General features: G+C 65.7%; 16 protein-coding genes. 11 read left to right on the top strand and 5 right to left on the bottom strand.

Features of this window, described 5'->3' with window-relative positions; translation table 11 throughout:
• Positions 1 to 132: 132 nt before the first annotated feature.
• Positions 133 to 798: a response regulator transcription factor gene (locus J3E64_RS02475; protein WP_253339263.1), complete on the bottom strand. Its 666-nt coding sequence runs from the start codon at positions 796 to 798 to the stop codon at positions 133 to 135.
• 36 nt (positions 799 to 834) lie between these two features.
• Entirely contained in the window at positions 835 to 1,152 is a 318-nt protein-coding gene (locus J3E64_RS02480; protein WP_253339265.1) for a hypothetical protein, read from the bottom strand.
• A gap of 99 nt (positions 1,153 to 1,251) precedes the next feature.
• On the opposite strand from J3E64_RS02480, the gene J3E64_RS02485 reads away from it, so the two are divergent.
• Complete coding sequence (locus J3E64_RS02485; protein ID WP_253339267.1) at positions 1,252 to 2,745, top strand: DUF389 domain-containing protein; 1,494 nt, start codon at positions 1,252 to 1,254, stop codon at positions 2,743 to 2,745.
• A gap of 3 nt (positions 2,746 to 2,748) precedes the next feature.
• Here the strand turns inward: J3E64_RS02485 and J3E64_RS02490 are convergent, their stop codons facing one another.
• Positions 2,749 to 3,486, bottom strand: coding sequence for an SIMPL domain-containing protein (locus tag J3E64_RS02490; RefSeq protein WP_253339269.1), 738 nt, complete (start codon positions 3,484 to 3,486; stop codon positions 2,749 to 2,751).
• Positions 3,487 to 3,627: 141 nt separating this feature from the next.
• On the opposite strand from J3E64_RS02490, the gene J3E64_RS02495 reads away from it, so the two are divergent.
• From J3E64_RS02495 to J3E64_RS02515, 5 genes are all read left to right on the top strand, one after another.
• Positions 3,628 to 5,412, top strand: a complete 1,785-nt coding sequence (locus tag J3E64_RS02495; protein WP_253339271.1) for an ABC-F family ATP-binding cassette domain-containing protein — start codon at positions 3,628 to 3,630, stop codon at positions 5,410 to 5,412.
• Positions 5,413 to 5,491: 79 nt separating this feature from the next.
• Positions 5,492 to 6,208 carry a VIT family protein gene (locus J3E64_RS02500; RefSeq protein ID WP_253339273.1) on the top strand — a complete coding sequence of 239 codons (717 nt, stop codon included), beginning with the start codon at positions 5,492 to 5,494 and terminating at the stop codon, positions 6,206 to 6,208.
• 34 nt (positions 6,209 to 6,242) lie between these two features.
• A complete protein-coding gene (locus J3E64_RS02505; RefSeq protein ID WP_253339282.1) occupies positions 6,243 to 6,791 on the top strand; it encodes a glutathione peroxidase in 549 nt (182 codons plus the stop codon).
• Positions 6,792 to 6,835: 44 nt separating this feature from the next.
• On the top strand, positions 6,836 to 8,116 hold the full coding sequence (locus J3E64_RS02510) for a M20/M25/M40 family metallo-hydrolase (protein ID WP_253339409.1): 1,281 nt from the start codon (positions 6,836 to 6,838) through the stop codon (positions 8,114 to 8,116).
• A gap of 193 nt (positions 8,117 to 8,309) precedes the next feature.
• Positions 8,310 to 8,954 (top strand): trimeric intracellular cation channel family protein, encoded by a 645-nt coding sequence (locus J3E64_RS02515; RefSeq protein WP_253339284.1) that lies wholly within the window; start codon positions 8,310 to 8,312, stop codon positions 8,952 to 8,954.
• A gap of 4 nt (positions 8,955 to 8,958) precedes the next feature.
• Here J3E64_RS02515 and radC read toward each other — a convergent pair whose 3' ends face one another.
• Entirely contained in the window at positions 8,959 to 9,627 is a 669-nt protein-coding gene (radC, locus tag J3E64_RS02520) for a DNA repair protein RadC (protein WP_253339286.1), read from the bottom strand.
• Between the two features lie 162 nt (positions 9,628 to 9,789).
• Here radC and J3E64_RS02525 point away from each other — a divergent pair, with 162 nt between their 5' ends.
• The 3 genes from J3E64_RS02525 to J3E64_RS02535 are packed head-to-tail and all read left to right on the top strand — an operon-like array spanning position 9,790 to position 13,618.
• Positions 9,790 to 13,035 (top strand): YdbH domain-containing protein, encoded by a 3,246-nt coding sequence (locus tag J3E64_RS02525; RefSeq protein ID WP_253339288.1) that lies wholly within the window; start codon positions 9,790 to 9,792, stop codon positions 13,033 to 13,035.
• Positions 13,032 to 13,220 (top strand): YnbE family lipoprotein, encoded by a 189-nt coding sequence (locus J3E64_RS02530; protein WP_253339290.1) that lies wholly within the window; start codon positions 13,032 to 13,034, stop codon positions 13,218 to 13,220. Before J3E64_RS02525 ends, J3E64_RS02530 begins: the two co-directional genes overlap by 4 nt.
• Positions 13,217 to 13,618, top strand: coding sequence for a YdbL family protein (locus J3E64_RS02535; protein ID WP_253339292.1), 402 nt, complete (start codon positions 13,217 to 13,219; stop codon positions 13,616 to 13,618). Before J3E64_RS02530 ends, J3E64_RS02535 begins: the two co-directional genes overlap by 4 nt.
• Before the next feature lie 490 nt (positions 13,619 to 14,108).
• On the opposite strand, the gene J3E64_RS02540 is transcribed toward J3E64_RS02535, so the two are convergent.
• Positions 14,109 to 14,414, bottom strand: coding sequence for a metalloregulator ArsR/SmtB family transcription factor (locus J3E64_RS02540; protein WP_253339294.1), 306 nt, complete (start codon positions 14,412 to 14,414; stop codon positions 14,109 to 14,111).
• A 191-nt stretch (positions 14,415 to 14,605) separates the two neighbouring features.
• On the opposite strand from J3E64_RS02540, the gene J3E64_RS02545 reads away from it, so the two are divergent.
• Together J3E64_RS02545 and J3E64_RS02550 are read left to right on the top strand one after the other, a co-directional pair.
• Positions 14,606 to 14,929: an AtpZ/AtpI family protein gene (locus tag J3E64_RS02545; protein WP_253339296.1), complete on the top strand. Its 324-nt coding sequence runs from the start codon at positions 14,606 to 14,608 to the stop codon at positions 14,927 to 14,929.
• A 48-nt stretch (positions 14,930 to 14,977) separates the two neighbouring features.
• On the top strand, positions 14,978 to 15,763 hold the full coding sequence (locus tag J3E64_RS02550; protein WP_253339298.1) for a F0F1 ATP synthase subunit A: 786 nt from the start codon (positions 14,978 to 14,980) through the stop codon (positions 15,761 to 15,763).
• Positions 15,764 to 15,815: the final 52 nt, after the last annotated feature.

Genomic DNA, 15,815 nt, shown 5'->3' on the forward strand with positions numbered 1-15,815 from the left:
CGGGCCTGGTCTAAATCCGTTCCCGCCGCGCGCGGCCATGAACGCGGCACGGCGGGCGAGCGCGAACGAGGCACGCCGGGCGCGGCCCGCCTCTACGTCGCGTCGCGCGGAAAGGGGCGGGATCGGCGTCGATTACCGCCCCGGCTCGTCCAGGCTGTAGCCAAGGCCGCGGATGGTGGTGATGACGTCGGCACCCAGTTTCTTGCGGATGCGCGTCACGAACACCTCGATCGTGTTGGAATCGCGGTCGAAGTCCTGATCGTAAATATGTTCGATCAATTCGGTGCGGCTCACCACCTTGCCCTTGTGATGGAGCAGGTAGGACAGCAGCTTATATTCCTGCGCGGTGAGTTTCACCGGGTCGCCCTTCAGCGTGACCTTGCCCGACCGCGTATCGAGCCGGACTTCGCCGGCGGTCAGCTCGCTCGACGCATTGCCCGATGCGCGGCGGATGAGCGCGCGCAGGCGGGCGATCAGTTCCTCGCTCTGGAACGGCTTGGCCAAATAATCGTCGGCACCCGCGTCCAGCCCGGCCACCTTGTCGGACCAGCTGTCGCGCGCCGTCAGCACCAGCACGGGGAAGGTCTTGCCTTCCTTGCGCCAGCGATCGAGCACGGTCAGCCCGTCGATGGTCGGCAGGCCAAGGTCCAGCACGACCGCGTCGTAGCTTTCGGTGGAGCCCAGAAAATGTCCGTCCTCGCCATCGGTGGCCAGGTCCACGGCATAGCCCGCGCCTTCCAGCGTGTTCCTGAGCTGCTGGCCCAGACTCGGTTCATCCTCCACGATCAGCAGGCGCATTCAGGTTCCATTCTTTTTTCCGTGTGCGCGCATCCCTCAGCGCGCCATGCCGATTATATCGCCCGTCCGGCCATCGGCATCAACCCACATGACCTTGCCGTCCCGCACATATTTCAGGCGGTAGCGGTTGGAGCTCGGATGAAATTCGCTGCCGACATAGGTGGCCCCGTTCATTTGGGCGTCGACGCGGCGCTTGATCATGGAAAATGGCATCACCTGCCCGTCGAGCATGGCCCGGCGCGCGGCATCCTGTTCGTCGCGGCGCCCGCCCGCATCGGCCGCCGGCACGACGAGGGTCAGGGCCATGGCGACGGCACCGATCCCGGCTGTCAGGCTTTTCCAGTTCATCATCATGCGCATGGCTTTAGGCGTGGGGCATTGAACAGGTGGTGAATGATCGCGGGCCTTTTCCGGACTGGAAAGGGTGCCGCCCCTCGCTTATGCCGCATTGTCATGCCGATGCAAGACGATAGACCCATTGCCGACCCGCCACTGTGGCGTGCCATCCCGCGCTGGTGGCGGGGGCATGTAACGCGGGAGATCGACCATCAGGCGGTGGTGGACCGGGTCCGGGAAGACGATGGCTGGAGCCCGCGCTACGCGTTCATGATCCTGATGTCGGCGGGTATCGCGGTGCTGGGGCTGCTCCTGTCGTCGCCGGCGGTGGTGATCGGGGCGATGCTCATATCGCCCCTGATGGGGCCGATCGTCGGACTGGGTTTCGCCTTGGCGACGGTCGATTCGCGGGAAATCCGCCGGACCCTGTCCACGCTGGCGGCGGGGGCGGCAATCGCCGTCGTCTTCACCGCCTTCATCGTGCTGCTTTCGCCATTGCAGACGGTGACCAACGAGATCGCGGCGCGCACCCGGCCCAACCTGTTCGACCTGATGGTCGCGCTATTTTCTGCCCTGGCCGGGGCCTATGCGATGATCCGGGGCAAGGCGGGGACCATCGTCGGCGTCGCCATCGCCACGGCCCTGATGCCGCCGCTCGCGACTGTTGGCTTTGGTCTTGCGACGCTCAACGCCACGGTAGCGGGCGGCGCATTCCTGCTGTTCTTCACCAACTTCGTCACCATCGCGCTGGCGGCGGGCATCATGGCCCGGCTTTACGGGTTCGGCCGCGAACTCTCGCCCCGGCAGAGCTGGCTGCAAACGGCGTTCATCATTGGCATCTTCCTGGCGCTCGCGGTGCCGCTGGGCCTGTCGCTGGGACGTATAGCGTGGGAAGCGCGCGCCTCGCGCGAGGCACGGGACGTCATCAGCCGCGAATTCGCCGACGAAGCCCGGATCAGCCAGATCGAGATCGATTTCGGCGCCCGTCCGCTGGCGGTGACGGCCAGCGTGCTGACGAGCCGTTATGAACGGGACGCGTCGGCGCGGGCGACCCGCATCCTGTCCGACATTCTGGGTCAGCCGGTGGCGCTCGACATCGAACAGATCCGGGTCGGCGAAGGGACGGACACGGAAAATGCGCAATTGCTGGCCGCGCAATCGGCCCGGCGCGAGGTGCAGGGGCAGGTCGACCGGCTGACCGACCGGCTGGCGCTGATCGCGGGCGTGGATGCCGACGCGGTGACGGTCGATACTGCGCGCAAACGGGCCATCGTGCGGGCAAAGCCGCTGCCGGATGCGGGCCTGGCGACCTATCGGGTGCTGGAGCAGCGCGCTCTTCAGACGGCACCCGGCTGGACCATAGAAGTGACGCCGCCAGTGTTGCCGCTGCCGGAACTTGCGCTGGGGGAAGACGGGACGCCCGGAGATGCCGACGCCCTGGCCCTCACCATCTGGGCGGGGCGGCGCACCGGGCTTCCGATCGATCTCGCCGTTCGTGGCGACAGCGACGCGGCGCTGCTGAAGGCATTTACCGATCGCGGCATAGATGCGCGGATCGTGCGCGGCACCAGCGCGGACCGGGCGGTGCCGCGCTGGCGAACGGCGGAATAGGGCTCAGCGGTCCAGCGCGTACTGGACGGTCAGTGTCGCCGACATGCTGACCTGTCCCGGTTCGACCGGGGTGATCGGAGCGGCATCGGCCTTGAAGCGCGTGCTCATCATCGGCGGTGCGGGCGGCGGGGGCATGCTGCCGTTGCTGCTTTCGCTGATCGACACCAGCCGCACGGAACGATAGCCGGCCGCTTGCGCATAGAATTCTGCCTGCGCCTTTGCGCTCCTGAGCGCCTGGCTGCGCGCCTGAACGATCAGGGTGGAAGGATCGTCGATCGAGAAGCTTGGCCCGTTTATGTTGGTGGCACCGGCCGCGACCATGGCGTCGAGCGAGGCGCCTACCTTCTTGATGTCGCGCAGCTTGACGCTGAGCTGGTTCGAGGCCTCATAGCCGATGAAGCGCGGCCCCGCCGGTTCGCCGTCGCGGTTGTTGTAATCATATTGGGCGTTCAGGTTGATGCCGCTGGTCTGAATATCCTTCTTGGCGATGCCGGCGCGGCCGAGTGCGGCGATCAGCTTTTCCGTCTTGGCCGCATTGTCCTGCATGGCCGCCTGCGCGGTCTGCGCGCGCGTCTGGACGCCGGTGCCGACGACCGCGATGTCGGGCGTGCCCTCGACGCTCTCTGTCACCGTCAGCGTTACCACGGGGGCCGTTTCGGCGATATTGACGCTGGTCTGCGCAATCGCCGCCATGGGAACGGCGGACGCAGACAGGGCGGTGAGGGCGAGGACGTATTTCATGAAGGATGCTCCTTGAACGATGCGCGCCTGTGTGCGGCGGTTGCGCTGAACTGACGCTGACATAGGTTGAAAGCCGTTCGAAAGCTTTCCGGTTCCACGCCCCCTTGCTCCGGACCGCCCGAGCGCCTAGCTGGCGCAACCATGGCGGCACCACTTCTTTCCTATGAAAATCTCGGCCTCTCGCAGGGCGCGCACTGGCTGTTCGAGGGGATCGACATTCATGTCGGCGAGCGCGACCGGCTGGCACTGATCGGGCGCAACGGTGCAGGCAAGACGACGCTGCTGAAGCTGATCGCTGGTTTGATCGAGCCCGATCGCGGCACGCGGTCCGTGCGGCCGGGCGCGCGGGTCATCATGCTGGAGCAGGATCCGGATGTTTCGGCCTATGCGACGCTCCACGATTTCGCGCTGGCGGGCGAATGGGCACCGCCCGCGCATGAGGTGGAAGCGATCGCCGACCAGCTGGGCATCGACCTGTCGCGCGAGGCGTCGACCGCAAGCGGTGGCGAACGTCGCCGCGCCGCCATCGCCCGCGCGCTGGCGAGCGAGCCGGACCTGCTGCTGCTGGACGAGCCGACAAACCATCTGGATATCGCCGCGATCGACTGGCTGGAAAACTGGCTGGCGCGCTATAGCGGCGCTTTCATCGTGATCAGCCATGACCGGGCCTTCCTGACGCGCCTCACGCGGCAGACGCTGTGGCTGGATCGCGGCTCTATGCGCCGCAACGAAATAGGCTTCGGCGGTTTCGAACAATGGATGGAAGCGGTGTATGCCGAGGAAGCGCGCGCCGCAGAGAAGCTGGATGCTAAGCTGAAGATCGAAGCGCACTGGCTGGAGCGCGGCGTCACCGCACGGCGCAAGCGCAATCAGGGGCGCCTGGCGAAATTGTGGGAGATGCGTGCCGAGCGCGCGGCGATGCAGGGGCCGCAGGGCACGGCGAAGATTGCCGTCGCGAGCGATGACAGCAAGACCAGGAGCGTCATCAAGGCCGAGGATGTGACCAAGGCGTTCGGCGACCGGACGATCATCCGCGATTTCACCTTGCGGGTGCAGCGCGGCGACCGGATCGGCATCGTCGGCGGCAATGGCGCGGGCAAATCGACACTGCTGAAGCTGTTGACGGGCGGGATGGCGCCCGACAGCGGGGACGTGACGCTGGCCCGGACGCTGGACATGATCTTCATCGACCAGCAGCGCAGCCTGATGCGCGGCGACAAGACGGTGCGCGATGTGCTGGCCGAAGGGGGCGACTGGATCGACGTGCGCGGCGTCCGCAAGCATGTGCACGGCTATCTCAAGGAATTTCTGTTCGATCCCTCCCTGGCCGATGTCAAGGTGGCCACGCTGTCGGGTGGCGAGCGGTCGCGCCTGTTGTTCGCGCGTGAGTTCGCCCGCGAATCCAACCTGCTGGTGCTGGACGAGCCGACCAACGACCTGGATCTGGAAACGCTCGACTTGTTGCAGGAAGTCATCGCCGATTATGACGGCACTGTCCTGATCGTCAGCCACGACCGAGACTTTCTGGACCGCACGGTAACGGTCACCCTGGGCCTGGATGGTTCGGGCCATGTAGACGTGATCGTCGGCGGCTATGCCGACTGGGTCGCCAAGCGCGACCCGCGCCGGGACGCGACGAGGGCGGAGAAGAAGGAAGTAGCGCCACCGCCGCCGCCCAGGCCCGCGTCCAACAAGCTCAGCTACAAGGACCAGCGCGAACTCGACCTGCTGCCGGGGCGCATAGAGGCGCTGGAGGCGGCGATCGCCCGGGACGAGGCGCTGCTGGCCGATCCGGCGCTCTACACCCGGGATCCCGCCCGTTTCGCCGCGCTCACCGGCGCGATCGAGCAGGCGCGCGGCGAAAAGGACGCGGCCGAGGAGCGCTGGCTGGATCTCGCGGAAAAGGCTGAAGGAATGGGCGGCTAGGGCCCGAGCGCCGGCCCTATCGACTTGATGCGACCGGCGGCTCGGCTATCAGGGGTTCGGTGATGGAAAAGGGCGATCCATGCAGGTGATTGAAACGGTTGCCGACGACGGTCATCATGCGGTCCATTACATCAATCGCGTAGGATGGCTGCGCGCGGCCGTGCTCGGCGCCAATGACGGCATTGTCTCAACGTCCAGTCTGCTGGCCGGGATCGCCGCGTCGGGGGCCGGCCATGGCGCGATATTGCTGTCCGGCATCGCCGCGCTGGTGGCGGGCGCGATGTCGATGGCGGCGGGCGAATATGTCTCCGTCAGCGCGCAGGCCGACACCGAAAGGGCGGACCTGGCCAAGGAACGCCACGCCCTCGCGCACCAGCCCGAAACGGAATGGCGCGAACTGCGCGACATCTATGTCGAACGCGGCCTGTCGCCCGACCTGGCGGGGGAGGTCGCCCGGCAGTTGATGGCCGCCGATGCGCTGGGCGCCCACGCGCGCGACGAACTGGGCATTTCGGATTTTTCCAAGGCGCGCCCGGTGCAGGCGGCCGTCGCGTCCGCCGCCAGCTTTTCCGTCGGCGCGCTGCCGCCGCTGCTGACCGTGGCACTGGTCCCGGCACCTGCCACCATCGCCGCCATCGTGGCAAGCACGCTTCTGTGCCTGGCGCTGCTGGGCTATGCGGGGGCCAGCCTGGGCGGCGGTCACCGCTATCGGTCAATGGTGCGGGTCGTGTTCTGGGGCGCGCTCGCCATGGCGTTGACGGCGGGAACCGGGCATATGGTCGGCGCGACGCTTTGACGGGACCCGCAAGAACATCTGCGAAGGAGGATATATGACGACCGACATCCAGCACATTCCGCTCAAGACCATCAATGGTGCCGACGCCAGCCTGGGCGATTATGCGGGCAAGGTGGTGCTGGCGGTCAACGTCGCATCCAAATGCGGGCTGACGCCGCAATATGAAGGGCTGGAGAAACTCTATTCCGACTATAAGGACAAGGGGCTGGTGGTCGCCGGTTTCCCCGCCAACGATTTCGGCGCGCAGGAACCGGGCAGCAACGACGAGATTGCGACCTTCTGCACCACCAATTTCGGCGTCGACTTCCCGATGTTCGAGAAGATCGTCGTGACCGGTCCGGACAAGCATCCGCTCTATGCCGCGCTGACCGGCGCGATGCCCAGCGCGCAGGGCGACGGCGACGCGTTCCGCGAACAGTTGAAGGGCTATGGCATGACGCCGACGCAGGAGCCCGAAGTGCTGTGGAATTTCGAGAAATTCTTGATCGCGAAGGACGGCAGCGTCGCGGCCCGTTTCGCGCCCGCGACCACGCCCGACGACCCGGCTCTGATGGCTGCGATCGAGGCGGAACTGGCCAAGTGAGCCTGCGCGGTCCGATCGCGCGCGGGACGGTCGCCACCCTGCTGATGCTGGGTGGCGCTTCGCTTGCCCATGCCGCGCTCGGCCCCGCGGAAAAGACGATCGGGGCCAGCGTGGAGGCGGGCTACGAGCCGTCTGTCGCGCTGCTCGAAAAGCTGGTGAACCAGAATAGCGGGTCGATGAATCTTGCAGGCGTGAAGGCCGTGGCTGACATGCTCCGTCCGGAATTCGAAGCGCTGGGATTTGCCGTGCGCTGGGTGCCGATGGACCGGGCCAAGCGCGCAGGTCACCTGATCGCGACGCACAAGGGTAAGGCCGGCACGACGAAGATGCTGCTTATCGGCCATCTCGATACCGTGTTCGAACCCGATTCGCCGTTCCAGAGCTTCGCGCGGGACGGCGATTTCGCCACTGGTCCAGGCGTCGCCGACGACAAGGGCGGCGTGACGACGATGCTGCTGGCGCTGAAGGCGATGCGGGCGGCCGGTACGCTGCGGGCTGCGAATGTCGAGGTGGTCCTGACCGGTGACGAGGAAGATGTGGGCGATCCCAAAGCCGTTGCCCGCGCCGACCTGATCGCGGCGGGAAAGCGCGCGGATGTCGCGCTGGATTTCGAAGGGCTCTCGCAGGAGGACGGCAAGGACATGGGGTCGATTGCGCGCCGGTCCTCCAATAGCTGGACGCTGACCGCGACCGGCAAATCCGGGCACAGTTCGGGCATCTTCTCGGAAAAGGCCGGGGACGGTGCGATTTATGAGCTGGCACGGATCATCACCGCCTTCCGCAAGGAATTGCCCGAACCCAATCTGACCTTCAATGTCGGCCTGATCGGCGGCGGCCAGAGTGCGGAGGTGGATGGCGACGGCGTGCGCATCGCCGTCACGGGAAAGACGAACATCATTCCTCCCGTCGCGGTCGCCAAGGGCGATTTCCGGACGCTGAGCGAAGAGCAGACGCAGCGTGTGCGCGACCGGATGCAGGCGATCGCGACGAGTGGGCATCTGCCCGGCACGTCCGCCGGCATCGCCTTCGACCTGGGCTACCCGTCAATGGCGCCGACGGCAGGCAACAAGGCGCTGCTGGCGAAACTGAACGTCATCAACGCGGACCTGGGCCTGCCCGAAATGCCCGCGCTCGATCCGCTGAAGCGCGGGGCGGGTGACATCGCCTTCGTTTCGGGAGATACGGACGGCCTGGTGGGTCTCGGTCCGACATCCAGCGGCGATCACAGCCCGGCGGAGAAGGTCGACCTGGCCAGCATGAAGCGGCAGGCGATCCGCGCGGCGATCCTGATGAGCCGCCTGGCGACGGAGAAGAGCCGAAAATAATCCCGACACTCCACTTTACGACCAAGGCTCTGGACCAGTTGATCGCCTTTCTGAAGCCGTTTCGCGAGTTCGACCTATGGCGATGTCTCCGGCCGCGCCGACGGCGGCAAGGGCGGCCTGATCGTCGACGCCAGCGCCTGAGGCAGCGGACGGGCCTCGACAGCAGGGGGCGGGCGGCTTTAAGCCAGCCTTCATGCTTCCCCCGACGCCCTCGCTCGCAACGACCATCGGCCCGGTGCTGGAAACCTTGGGCATTGTCGGCACCTTCGTTTTTGCCGCATCGGGAGCGCTGGCAGCCGCGCGCCTGCGTCAGACGCTCGTCACCTTCGCCTTCTTCGCGCTGGTGACGGGGGTTGGCGGCGGCACGGTACGCGACCTCCTGATCGGCGCGCCGGTATTCTGGATCGTGGATTCCGTGCCGGCTATCACCTGCACGGCGGCGGCGTTGATGGTCTGGTTCACCCCGCGTCGCTGGTGGAGCGAGCGGGCGCTCGACTGGCTCGACGCGATCGGGCTGGCGGCGTTCGCAGTGTTCGGTTCGGCCAAGGCGATGAGCCTTGGCGTGCCGCCTTTCGTCGCGGCGATGATGGGCGTGGTGACCGGCTGCGTCGGCGGCATCATGCGCGACCTGCTGGCGGGCGAGCCGTCGATCCTGCTGCGGCCCGAACTCTATGTCACCGCCGCCGCCGTCGCGTCGGGCCTGTTCGTGCTGTTGCGTTGGGCAGGGCTGGAGGTGCCGGTGGCGGGCATGGTCGCCGCGCTCGCCGGATTCGCGCTGCGCGCAGTCGCCATCCGCAGGGGACTGGGCCTGCCGACCTATCGCGACGGTGCAGGCTGATCGGTCAGAGCAGGCCCTTGGCACGCATGCTGACATGGCCCTGTGCGCCGATGATGACATGATCGTGGACGCCGATCCCCAGCCGCTTTCCCGCATCGATGATCTGACGCGTCACGTCGATGTCCTGCCGGCTGGGGTCGGGCGATCCGCTGGGGTGGTTATGCACCAGGATCAGCGCCGCCGATCCCAGGTCGATGGCCCGACGGATTACCTCGCGCACATAGATTGCCGCCTGATCTATCGACCCGTCGCCCATATGTTCGTCGCGGATCAACATGTTGCGGCTATTGAGATGCAGAACCCGGACGCGCTCCACCGTCAGAAACGCCATATCCGCGCGCAGATAGTCGAGCAGCGCCTGCCAGCTTCCCAGCACGGGTCGTGCCGCCACCTCGTTGCGCAGCATCCGCAGCGCTGTCGCCTGCACAATCTTGATCGCGGCCACGCTGGTGTCGCCCATGCCCGGTACGCGGCCGATCGCCTGCCAGTCGGCGCTCATCAGCCCGCCTATGCCGCCGAATTCGCGCAGCAGCGCCTTCGCCAGCGCTTTCGTGTCACGGCGCGGAATCGCGAGCGCGAGCAGATATTCGATCAGTTCATGATCGAGCAGCCCGTCACCGCCGCCGTCCGCCAGCCGGGCGCGCAACCGCGCCCGGCTGGCCCGTGCCGTCATGGCCGATTTTCGCGTCCTGCTCCGCCACTGTGGGGCTCCCTGCTTGCCGCGTCGCGACGCTATGCGTTGCGGAATCGCCGGGCAAGGATATTTAAGGGTGGTGGGACGTTATGGTCCCGTTACGGACCATCGGGGTCAGGCAAGCCGGGGTTGGCCATAAGCATGGAAGAAATGGACGGCGAAGAGGCGGTTCGCCGGGCGTGGCTGCGATGGCTGGGCGTGGGCACGGGATCGCTGGCGCTCGTGCTCGTTGCGCTGTGGACGCAGCGAGCGCCAATCGCCGAGAATTTCGTGAGCCGCGAACTCAATCGGCGCGGTGTGCAGGCGAATTACGACCTGGTCGATGTGGGACTTCGCACCCAGCGGATCGAAAATATCGTGCTGGGGGACCCGGCACGGCCGGACCTGACTGCGAAATGGGTCGAGGTGGACCTGAGCTTTACCGGGCTGACGCCGCAGATTGCAGAGGTTCGCGCGGGCGGGGTCCGGGTGCGGGGCGCGCTGCATGACGGTATTTTGACCCTGGGCGAACTGGATCGTTTCCGCGATCCCGCTTCGACGGCGCCGTTCAGCCTGCCGGACCTGCCGGTTGCCCTGACCGACGCGCGGATGACGCTGGATACGGACATGGGGCGGGTCGGGATGCAGATCGACGGCGGCGGCAACCTGCAATCGGGTTTTCGCGGGCAGGTCGCGCTCGCGACGCCGAAGGCGGATATTTCCGGGTGCGGGGTGCGTCGTGTGAGCGCCCTGCTGGACATTGCCATGCGGGAAGGTGCGCCGCACTTCGCCGGTCCCTTCCATGCCGAAGCATTGGCGTGCGGGGGCGCCGGCATGGCCTTCGCAAAGCCCGCCGGGACGATAGACCTGGCGCTCGGCAAGACGCTCGACCGGTGGACCGGCCACGCCGACCTGTCGGGAGAAGCAGTCAAGGCATCGGGCGTCGTGCTGGCGCGGCCTTCGGGGCGAATCGATTTCGATGGCACCGCAGCGCGGACTGCCGGAACGGTGAAGCTGGCGGCGGAAGCGGCGCGCGGGCGCGGGGCCATGCTGGAACAGAGCGAACTGGCCGGCGACTGGTCGGTGCAGGGCGACGAGACGCGACTGGACGGGGAACTGGACGGCCGGCATCTGCGCTTTGCGCGCGCCGATCCGCTAGCCGCATTGCGCACGGGCGCTGCCGGGACCCCGTTAGGGCCGCTGGGCGCAAGGCTGGCCGATGCCGTGCAACGCGCCGGGCAGGCGAACCGGCTTCACGGCCGCTTCGCTTTCGTCCAGAAAGGAAAAGTCGCTCGGCTGGTGGTGACGGACAGCGGGCTGGACGCTCGCAGCGGAGCGCGAATCGGCATCGCGCAGGGCGGGCGCATGACCATGTCCTGGCCGGGCCGGACATCGACGATCGACTGGGCGCTGGATGGCGCGATAACGGCCGATGGCGGCGGGCTGCCGCGTGCTGCGCTGCGGCTCGCCCGCCGGCCCGGCGGGGGCTTTGGCGGGCAGTTGTTCCTGGACCCTTATGCCGCCGGCAACGCCCGGCTGGCGTTGGACACGGTCCGTTTCACGGCCGAGCCCAACGGCGCGACCCGCTTCGCGACCGCAGTGCGGCTGGATGGGCCGCTGCCCGACGGCTACGTCCGCGGCCTCAGCCTGCCGCTCGAAGGACGGATCGCGCCGGGCGGCGGCGCGGTGGCGATCAATTCCGATTGCGCACCGCTGTCAGTGCTCGAAGCGCGGTACGGCGCCTTCGCGATCGGGCAGACGCGCCAGACGCTTTGTCCCGTGAGCAGCGGTCCCTTGATAGCCTACGGCGCGAAGGGACTGTCTGGCGGCGCCGACATGCGCGGTCTCGACCTGTCCGGCCGCAGCGGAGATAGCCCGATGCGCCTGACCGCCGACCATGCGCGACTGGCGCTGGGGCGCACCGGCTTTTCTCTGGACGCGCCCGCGCTCACGATCGGCAGCGCGGAATCGCCGGTTCGGTTGTCCGCCGCGACCATGGACGGCGCGATAACGGACAAGGGCTTTTCCGGCACGGTGGACGGGGCGGGCGGACAGATCGGGGCCGTGCCGCTGATCGTGGAGCGGGGCAGCGGAAACTGGCGCTTCGCGGACGGCACGCTCGGCTTGCGTGCGGCAATGACCGTGCGCGATTCGCAGGCGCCCGCGCGTTTCAAGCCGCTCCCGGTTCCGGATTTCGACCTGACGCTCAAAAATGGACGGATATCGGCCAGGGGTACGTTGACCGCCCCGCGTGGCGGTGCGGCGGTTGCGGTGACCGATATCCTTCACGACCTGGGCAGCGGTCGGGGCCATGCGGATCTCCGGGTGCGCGACCTGACGTTCGGCGGGGAGCTTCAGCCGGAGGACCTGACCCCGCTGACGCTGGGCGTCGTCGCCAATGTGAAGGGTGCGGTCGATGGCGAGGGACACATAGAGTGGAACGGATCGGCGGTCACCAGCAGCGGGACGTTCCGCACGCAGGACATGAATCTGGCGGCGGCGTTCGGCCCGGTGGAAGGATTGTCGACCCAGATACATTTCACTGACCTGATCAACCTGATCACAGCACCGGGGCAGGAAGCGCATATCCGGTCGGTCAATCCCGGCGTGGAAGTTCGTGACGGCGTGATCCGCTACCATCTCGAAGCGGGGCAGAAGGTGCGGGTCGAAGGCGGCGGCTGGCCCTTTTCCGGCGGACAGCTTGAGCTGTTGCCGACGACCATGGATTTCAGCGCCGATGTCGACCGTTACCTGACCTTCCGCGTGCTGGGGCTGGACGCCGGCGCCTTCATCCAGGCGATGGAACTGGACAATGTTTCGGCCACGGGGACGTTTGACGGCATCATGCCGCTGATCTTCAACGCGCAGGGCGGCCGGGTCGCGGGCGGTGTGCTGGTGGCGCGACAGGCCGGCATGCCGATGCTGGAATTGCCCGAGGGCGTGCTGCCGAACATTCCGTGCGATCCGACAAAACTGGGCGGAACGCTGTCCTATGTGGGGCCGGTATCGAACGAGCAGTTGGGCACCATGGGCCGTATGGCCTTCGATGCGCTCAAGGATCTGCAATATAAGTGCCTCACCATATTGATGGACGGTGCGCTGGATGGCGAAATGGTAACGAATGTGGTGTTCAACGGCATAAATCGCGGCCAACTTGGCAGTGCGCCGGCGGGGCTGGCGCGTAATTTCGTGGGCTTGCCTTTCATCTTCAACGTGCGGATCGCGGCTCCCTTCCGTGGGCTGCTGGGCACCGCCCAATCCTTGATCGATCCGTCGCAGATCATCCAGAACAGCATCGGCGATCAGGTGCAGGACAAGATGCGTGGCGAAATGACGGCTGCGCCCCAGACAGGCCTTGCGGTTCAGCCTGTGGAAAGCGACAAGGCGGTAGAGGGGGATCCGAAATGAACAAGAAGACGATCATCATCGCCGGATTCGCCGGCGCGGCACTGGGGGGATGCATTCAGGTGAAAGCCCCGGAAAGGCCGATCGAGATCAACCTGAATGTGAAGGTTCAGCAGGAAGTGGTCGTGCGCCTGCAACGCGACGCGCAGGACCTGATCCAGAATAACCCGGAGTTGTTCCCGCAATGACACGCAAATTGCTCATGATCGCCGGCGCCGCCATGCTTCTCCCGATAGGGGCGATGATCGCCGGAACCGCCCAGGCCCAGTCGTCCGCCGACCTGAGCGCCGCCATCGCGTCCGGCGCGGTGGGCGAACAGGCGGACGGCTATATGGGTGTCGCCGGATCTGTCGGCGACGCCGTCCGCAAGGAAGTCGAATCGATCAACATCAAGCGGCGCCAGGCTTACACAGACCTTGCCGCCAAGCGGGGCGTGACCGTGCAGGACGCGGCGGCAGCCACCGGATGCCAGACGCTGAGCACGCGGTTGAAGCCAGGCCAGGCCTATCGCATCGGCGCGGGGGCGTGGCAGACAAAGGGAGCGGGGCCGGTCGCGTTACCGTCCTACTGCGCAACGGCGGGCTGATACATCCTTGATCGCAGGGACGAAAGGCGCGGCGACCCCGTCACCGCGCCTTTTCTGCTACCGGCTTCGTCCCTGCCCGACGGCGAACATTCCCCTTGAAAGGGAATGATGCCGCCGCCTTTCGTGCCGGGCTGGACAGTAAGACACGCGCGACGATGGATCGGCTGCGATCTATTGCGATCGCAGCGGACGCGGCGCTTTCGGAACGCATCCGGTGGAATGTGCCGAGTTTCGCAATCGGGGATGCCGACCGCATTATTTTGGGTGTCGAGCGAAGAGGCGGCATCCGCATCGCCTTTCAACGGAGTGCGAAAGCCCGGCCGGATGGCGATTTCCATTTGCCGATACCGAAGGGCGCGCACGCTTGCCGGCGCGTGATCATCCACGAGGACCAAGCCGCGATCGACCGCGTCAAAAGCCCGCTGATTGCACGATGTCGTCGCTGGATCGGCCATGCCGTTGGCTAGAAGGAGTGACGATCCGTCGCCGTTCAGTCCCGCCCGCGCCGACGCGGCCTTGTCTCCACGATCTCGCGTGCCTGTTCACTGAAATCCGTCAGGAAATCATAGAGCGGTGCCGTAAGCCGATCCGCGACCAGCATATATAGCACATATTGGCCCCGCTTCTGCTCGCGCACGACGCCGGCCGCACGCAATATGGACAGATGTCGGGATATGGACGGCATCGCCATCTCGAAATTGTCGGCTATCTCGCCCACGGTCATCGGCTCGATAGCCAGATGACGCAGGATGCGGCGGCGCGGCTCGGACGCCAGGGCCTTGAAAATCTCGTCCATTCTTATTTAGCTAAATAGCAAAATAATAAAATGCAACTGCGGCAGGCTCATTGGCGTGAACGCCGATTTTCCGGCATTTGTGCGGGGTTGACACTCCATCCAACCCTTCCTAGAGGGGCCTCGCCTTGACGGGTGCAGCCGCAAGCGCCATGCCGAACGCCACGAGCGCAACCGCTCTATGGAGACGATGCATGGCAGCGGATACACCCGGACAGGACCCGGCGGGCGAGGATTCGCGGATCGCTACCCTTGAGGAGCGGATTGCGAAGGCCGAGCATGTCGAAAAGGTCAGGCAGGGGGCTGTGGAGCAGCAGGCGGACGATGGGACGCGGCTGGGCAACAGGGTTCTTGCGGAACTGATCGGCGGTCTTGTCGGCGGCGCGTTGATCGGCTGGGTCCTTGACCGGCTGTTCGATACGACGCCCTGGCTCCTGCTGGTTTTCCTCGGTCTCGGGATCGTGGCGGCCTTCAGGAACATCATCAGATTGACGACGACGAAGCCGCCCACCGAATAAGGCGCGCTTCGATCCTAGTCCGAAGACTTGAACGTTACAGGGGTCAACGTGGCAGAATCCGGCAAGATCGATCCGATGCACCAGTTCGCTATCGAACCCCTGTTCGGTACGGATCACTGGTCGCTGGGCGGCATGAACATCGCCTTCACCAACAGCGCGCTCTACATGGTGCTGGCCGCGATTGTCCTGTGGGTGTTCGTGATCGGCGGCATGAAGCGTGAACTGGTGCCCGGTCGCTGGCAGATGGCGGTCGAATATATGACCGGTTTCATCAAGAACCTGCTGATCGCCAATATCGGGGACAAGGGCCGGAAATATATTCCCTACCTGTTCTCGCTGTTCATGTTCATCCTGCTCGCGAACCTGCTGGGCTTGCTGCCGCTGGGCCTGTTTGGCCTGCACCCCTTCACCTTCACCAGCCACTTCACCGCGACCGGCGTGCTCGCCATCATGAGCTTCTCGATCGTGCTGATCGTGGGCTTCTACAAGCATGGCCTGCACTTCTTCTCGCTGTTCGTGCCGCACGGCACGCCCGCACTGATGGTGGTGCCGCTGTTCTTCATCGAACTCGTGTCCTTCATGGTGCGCCCGTTCAGCCTGGGTTTGCGATTGTTCGTCGCAATGACCGCCGGCCATGTGTTGCTGAAGGTGCTGGCGGGCTTCGTCATCAACAGTGCCAACGCGTCGCCGATGCTGGGCCTGACCGTAGGTTCGGCCAGCTTCATCCTGATGATCGGCATCAGCGCGCTGGAAATGCTGGTCGCGGTCATCCAGGCTTATGTGTTCGCGCTGCTGACCTCGGTCTATCTCAACGATGCCGAGAACCTGCACTGATTTTTCGCTGATTTCTTCAACTTTCATACTGATTTAACAAGGGAGTTTACGA

The organism is Sphingobium sp. OAS761 (assembly GCF_024168485.1).
GTDB lineage: Bacteria > Pseudomonadota > Alphaproteobacteria > Sphingomonadales > Sphingomonadaceae > Sphingobium.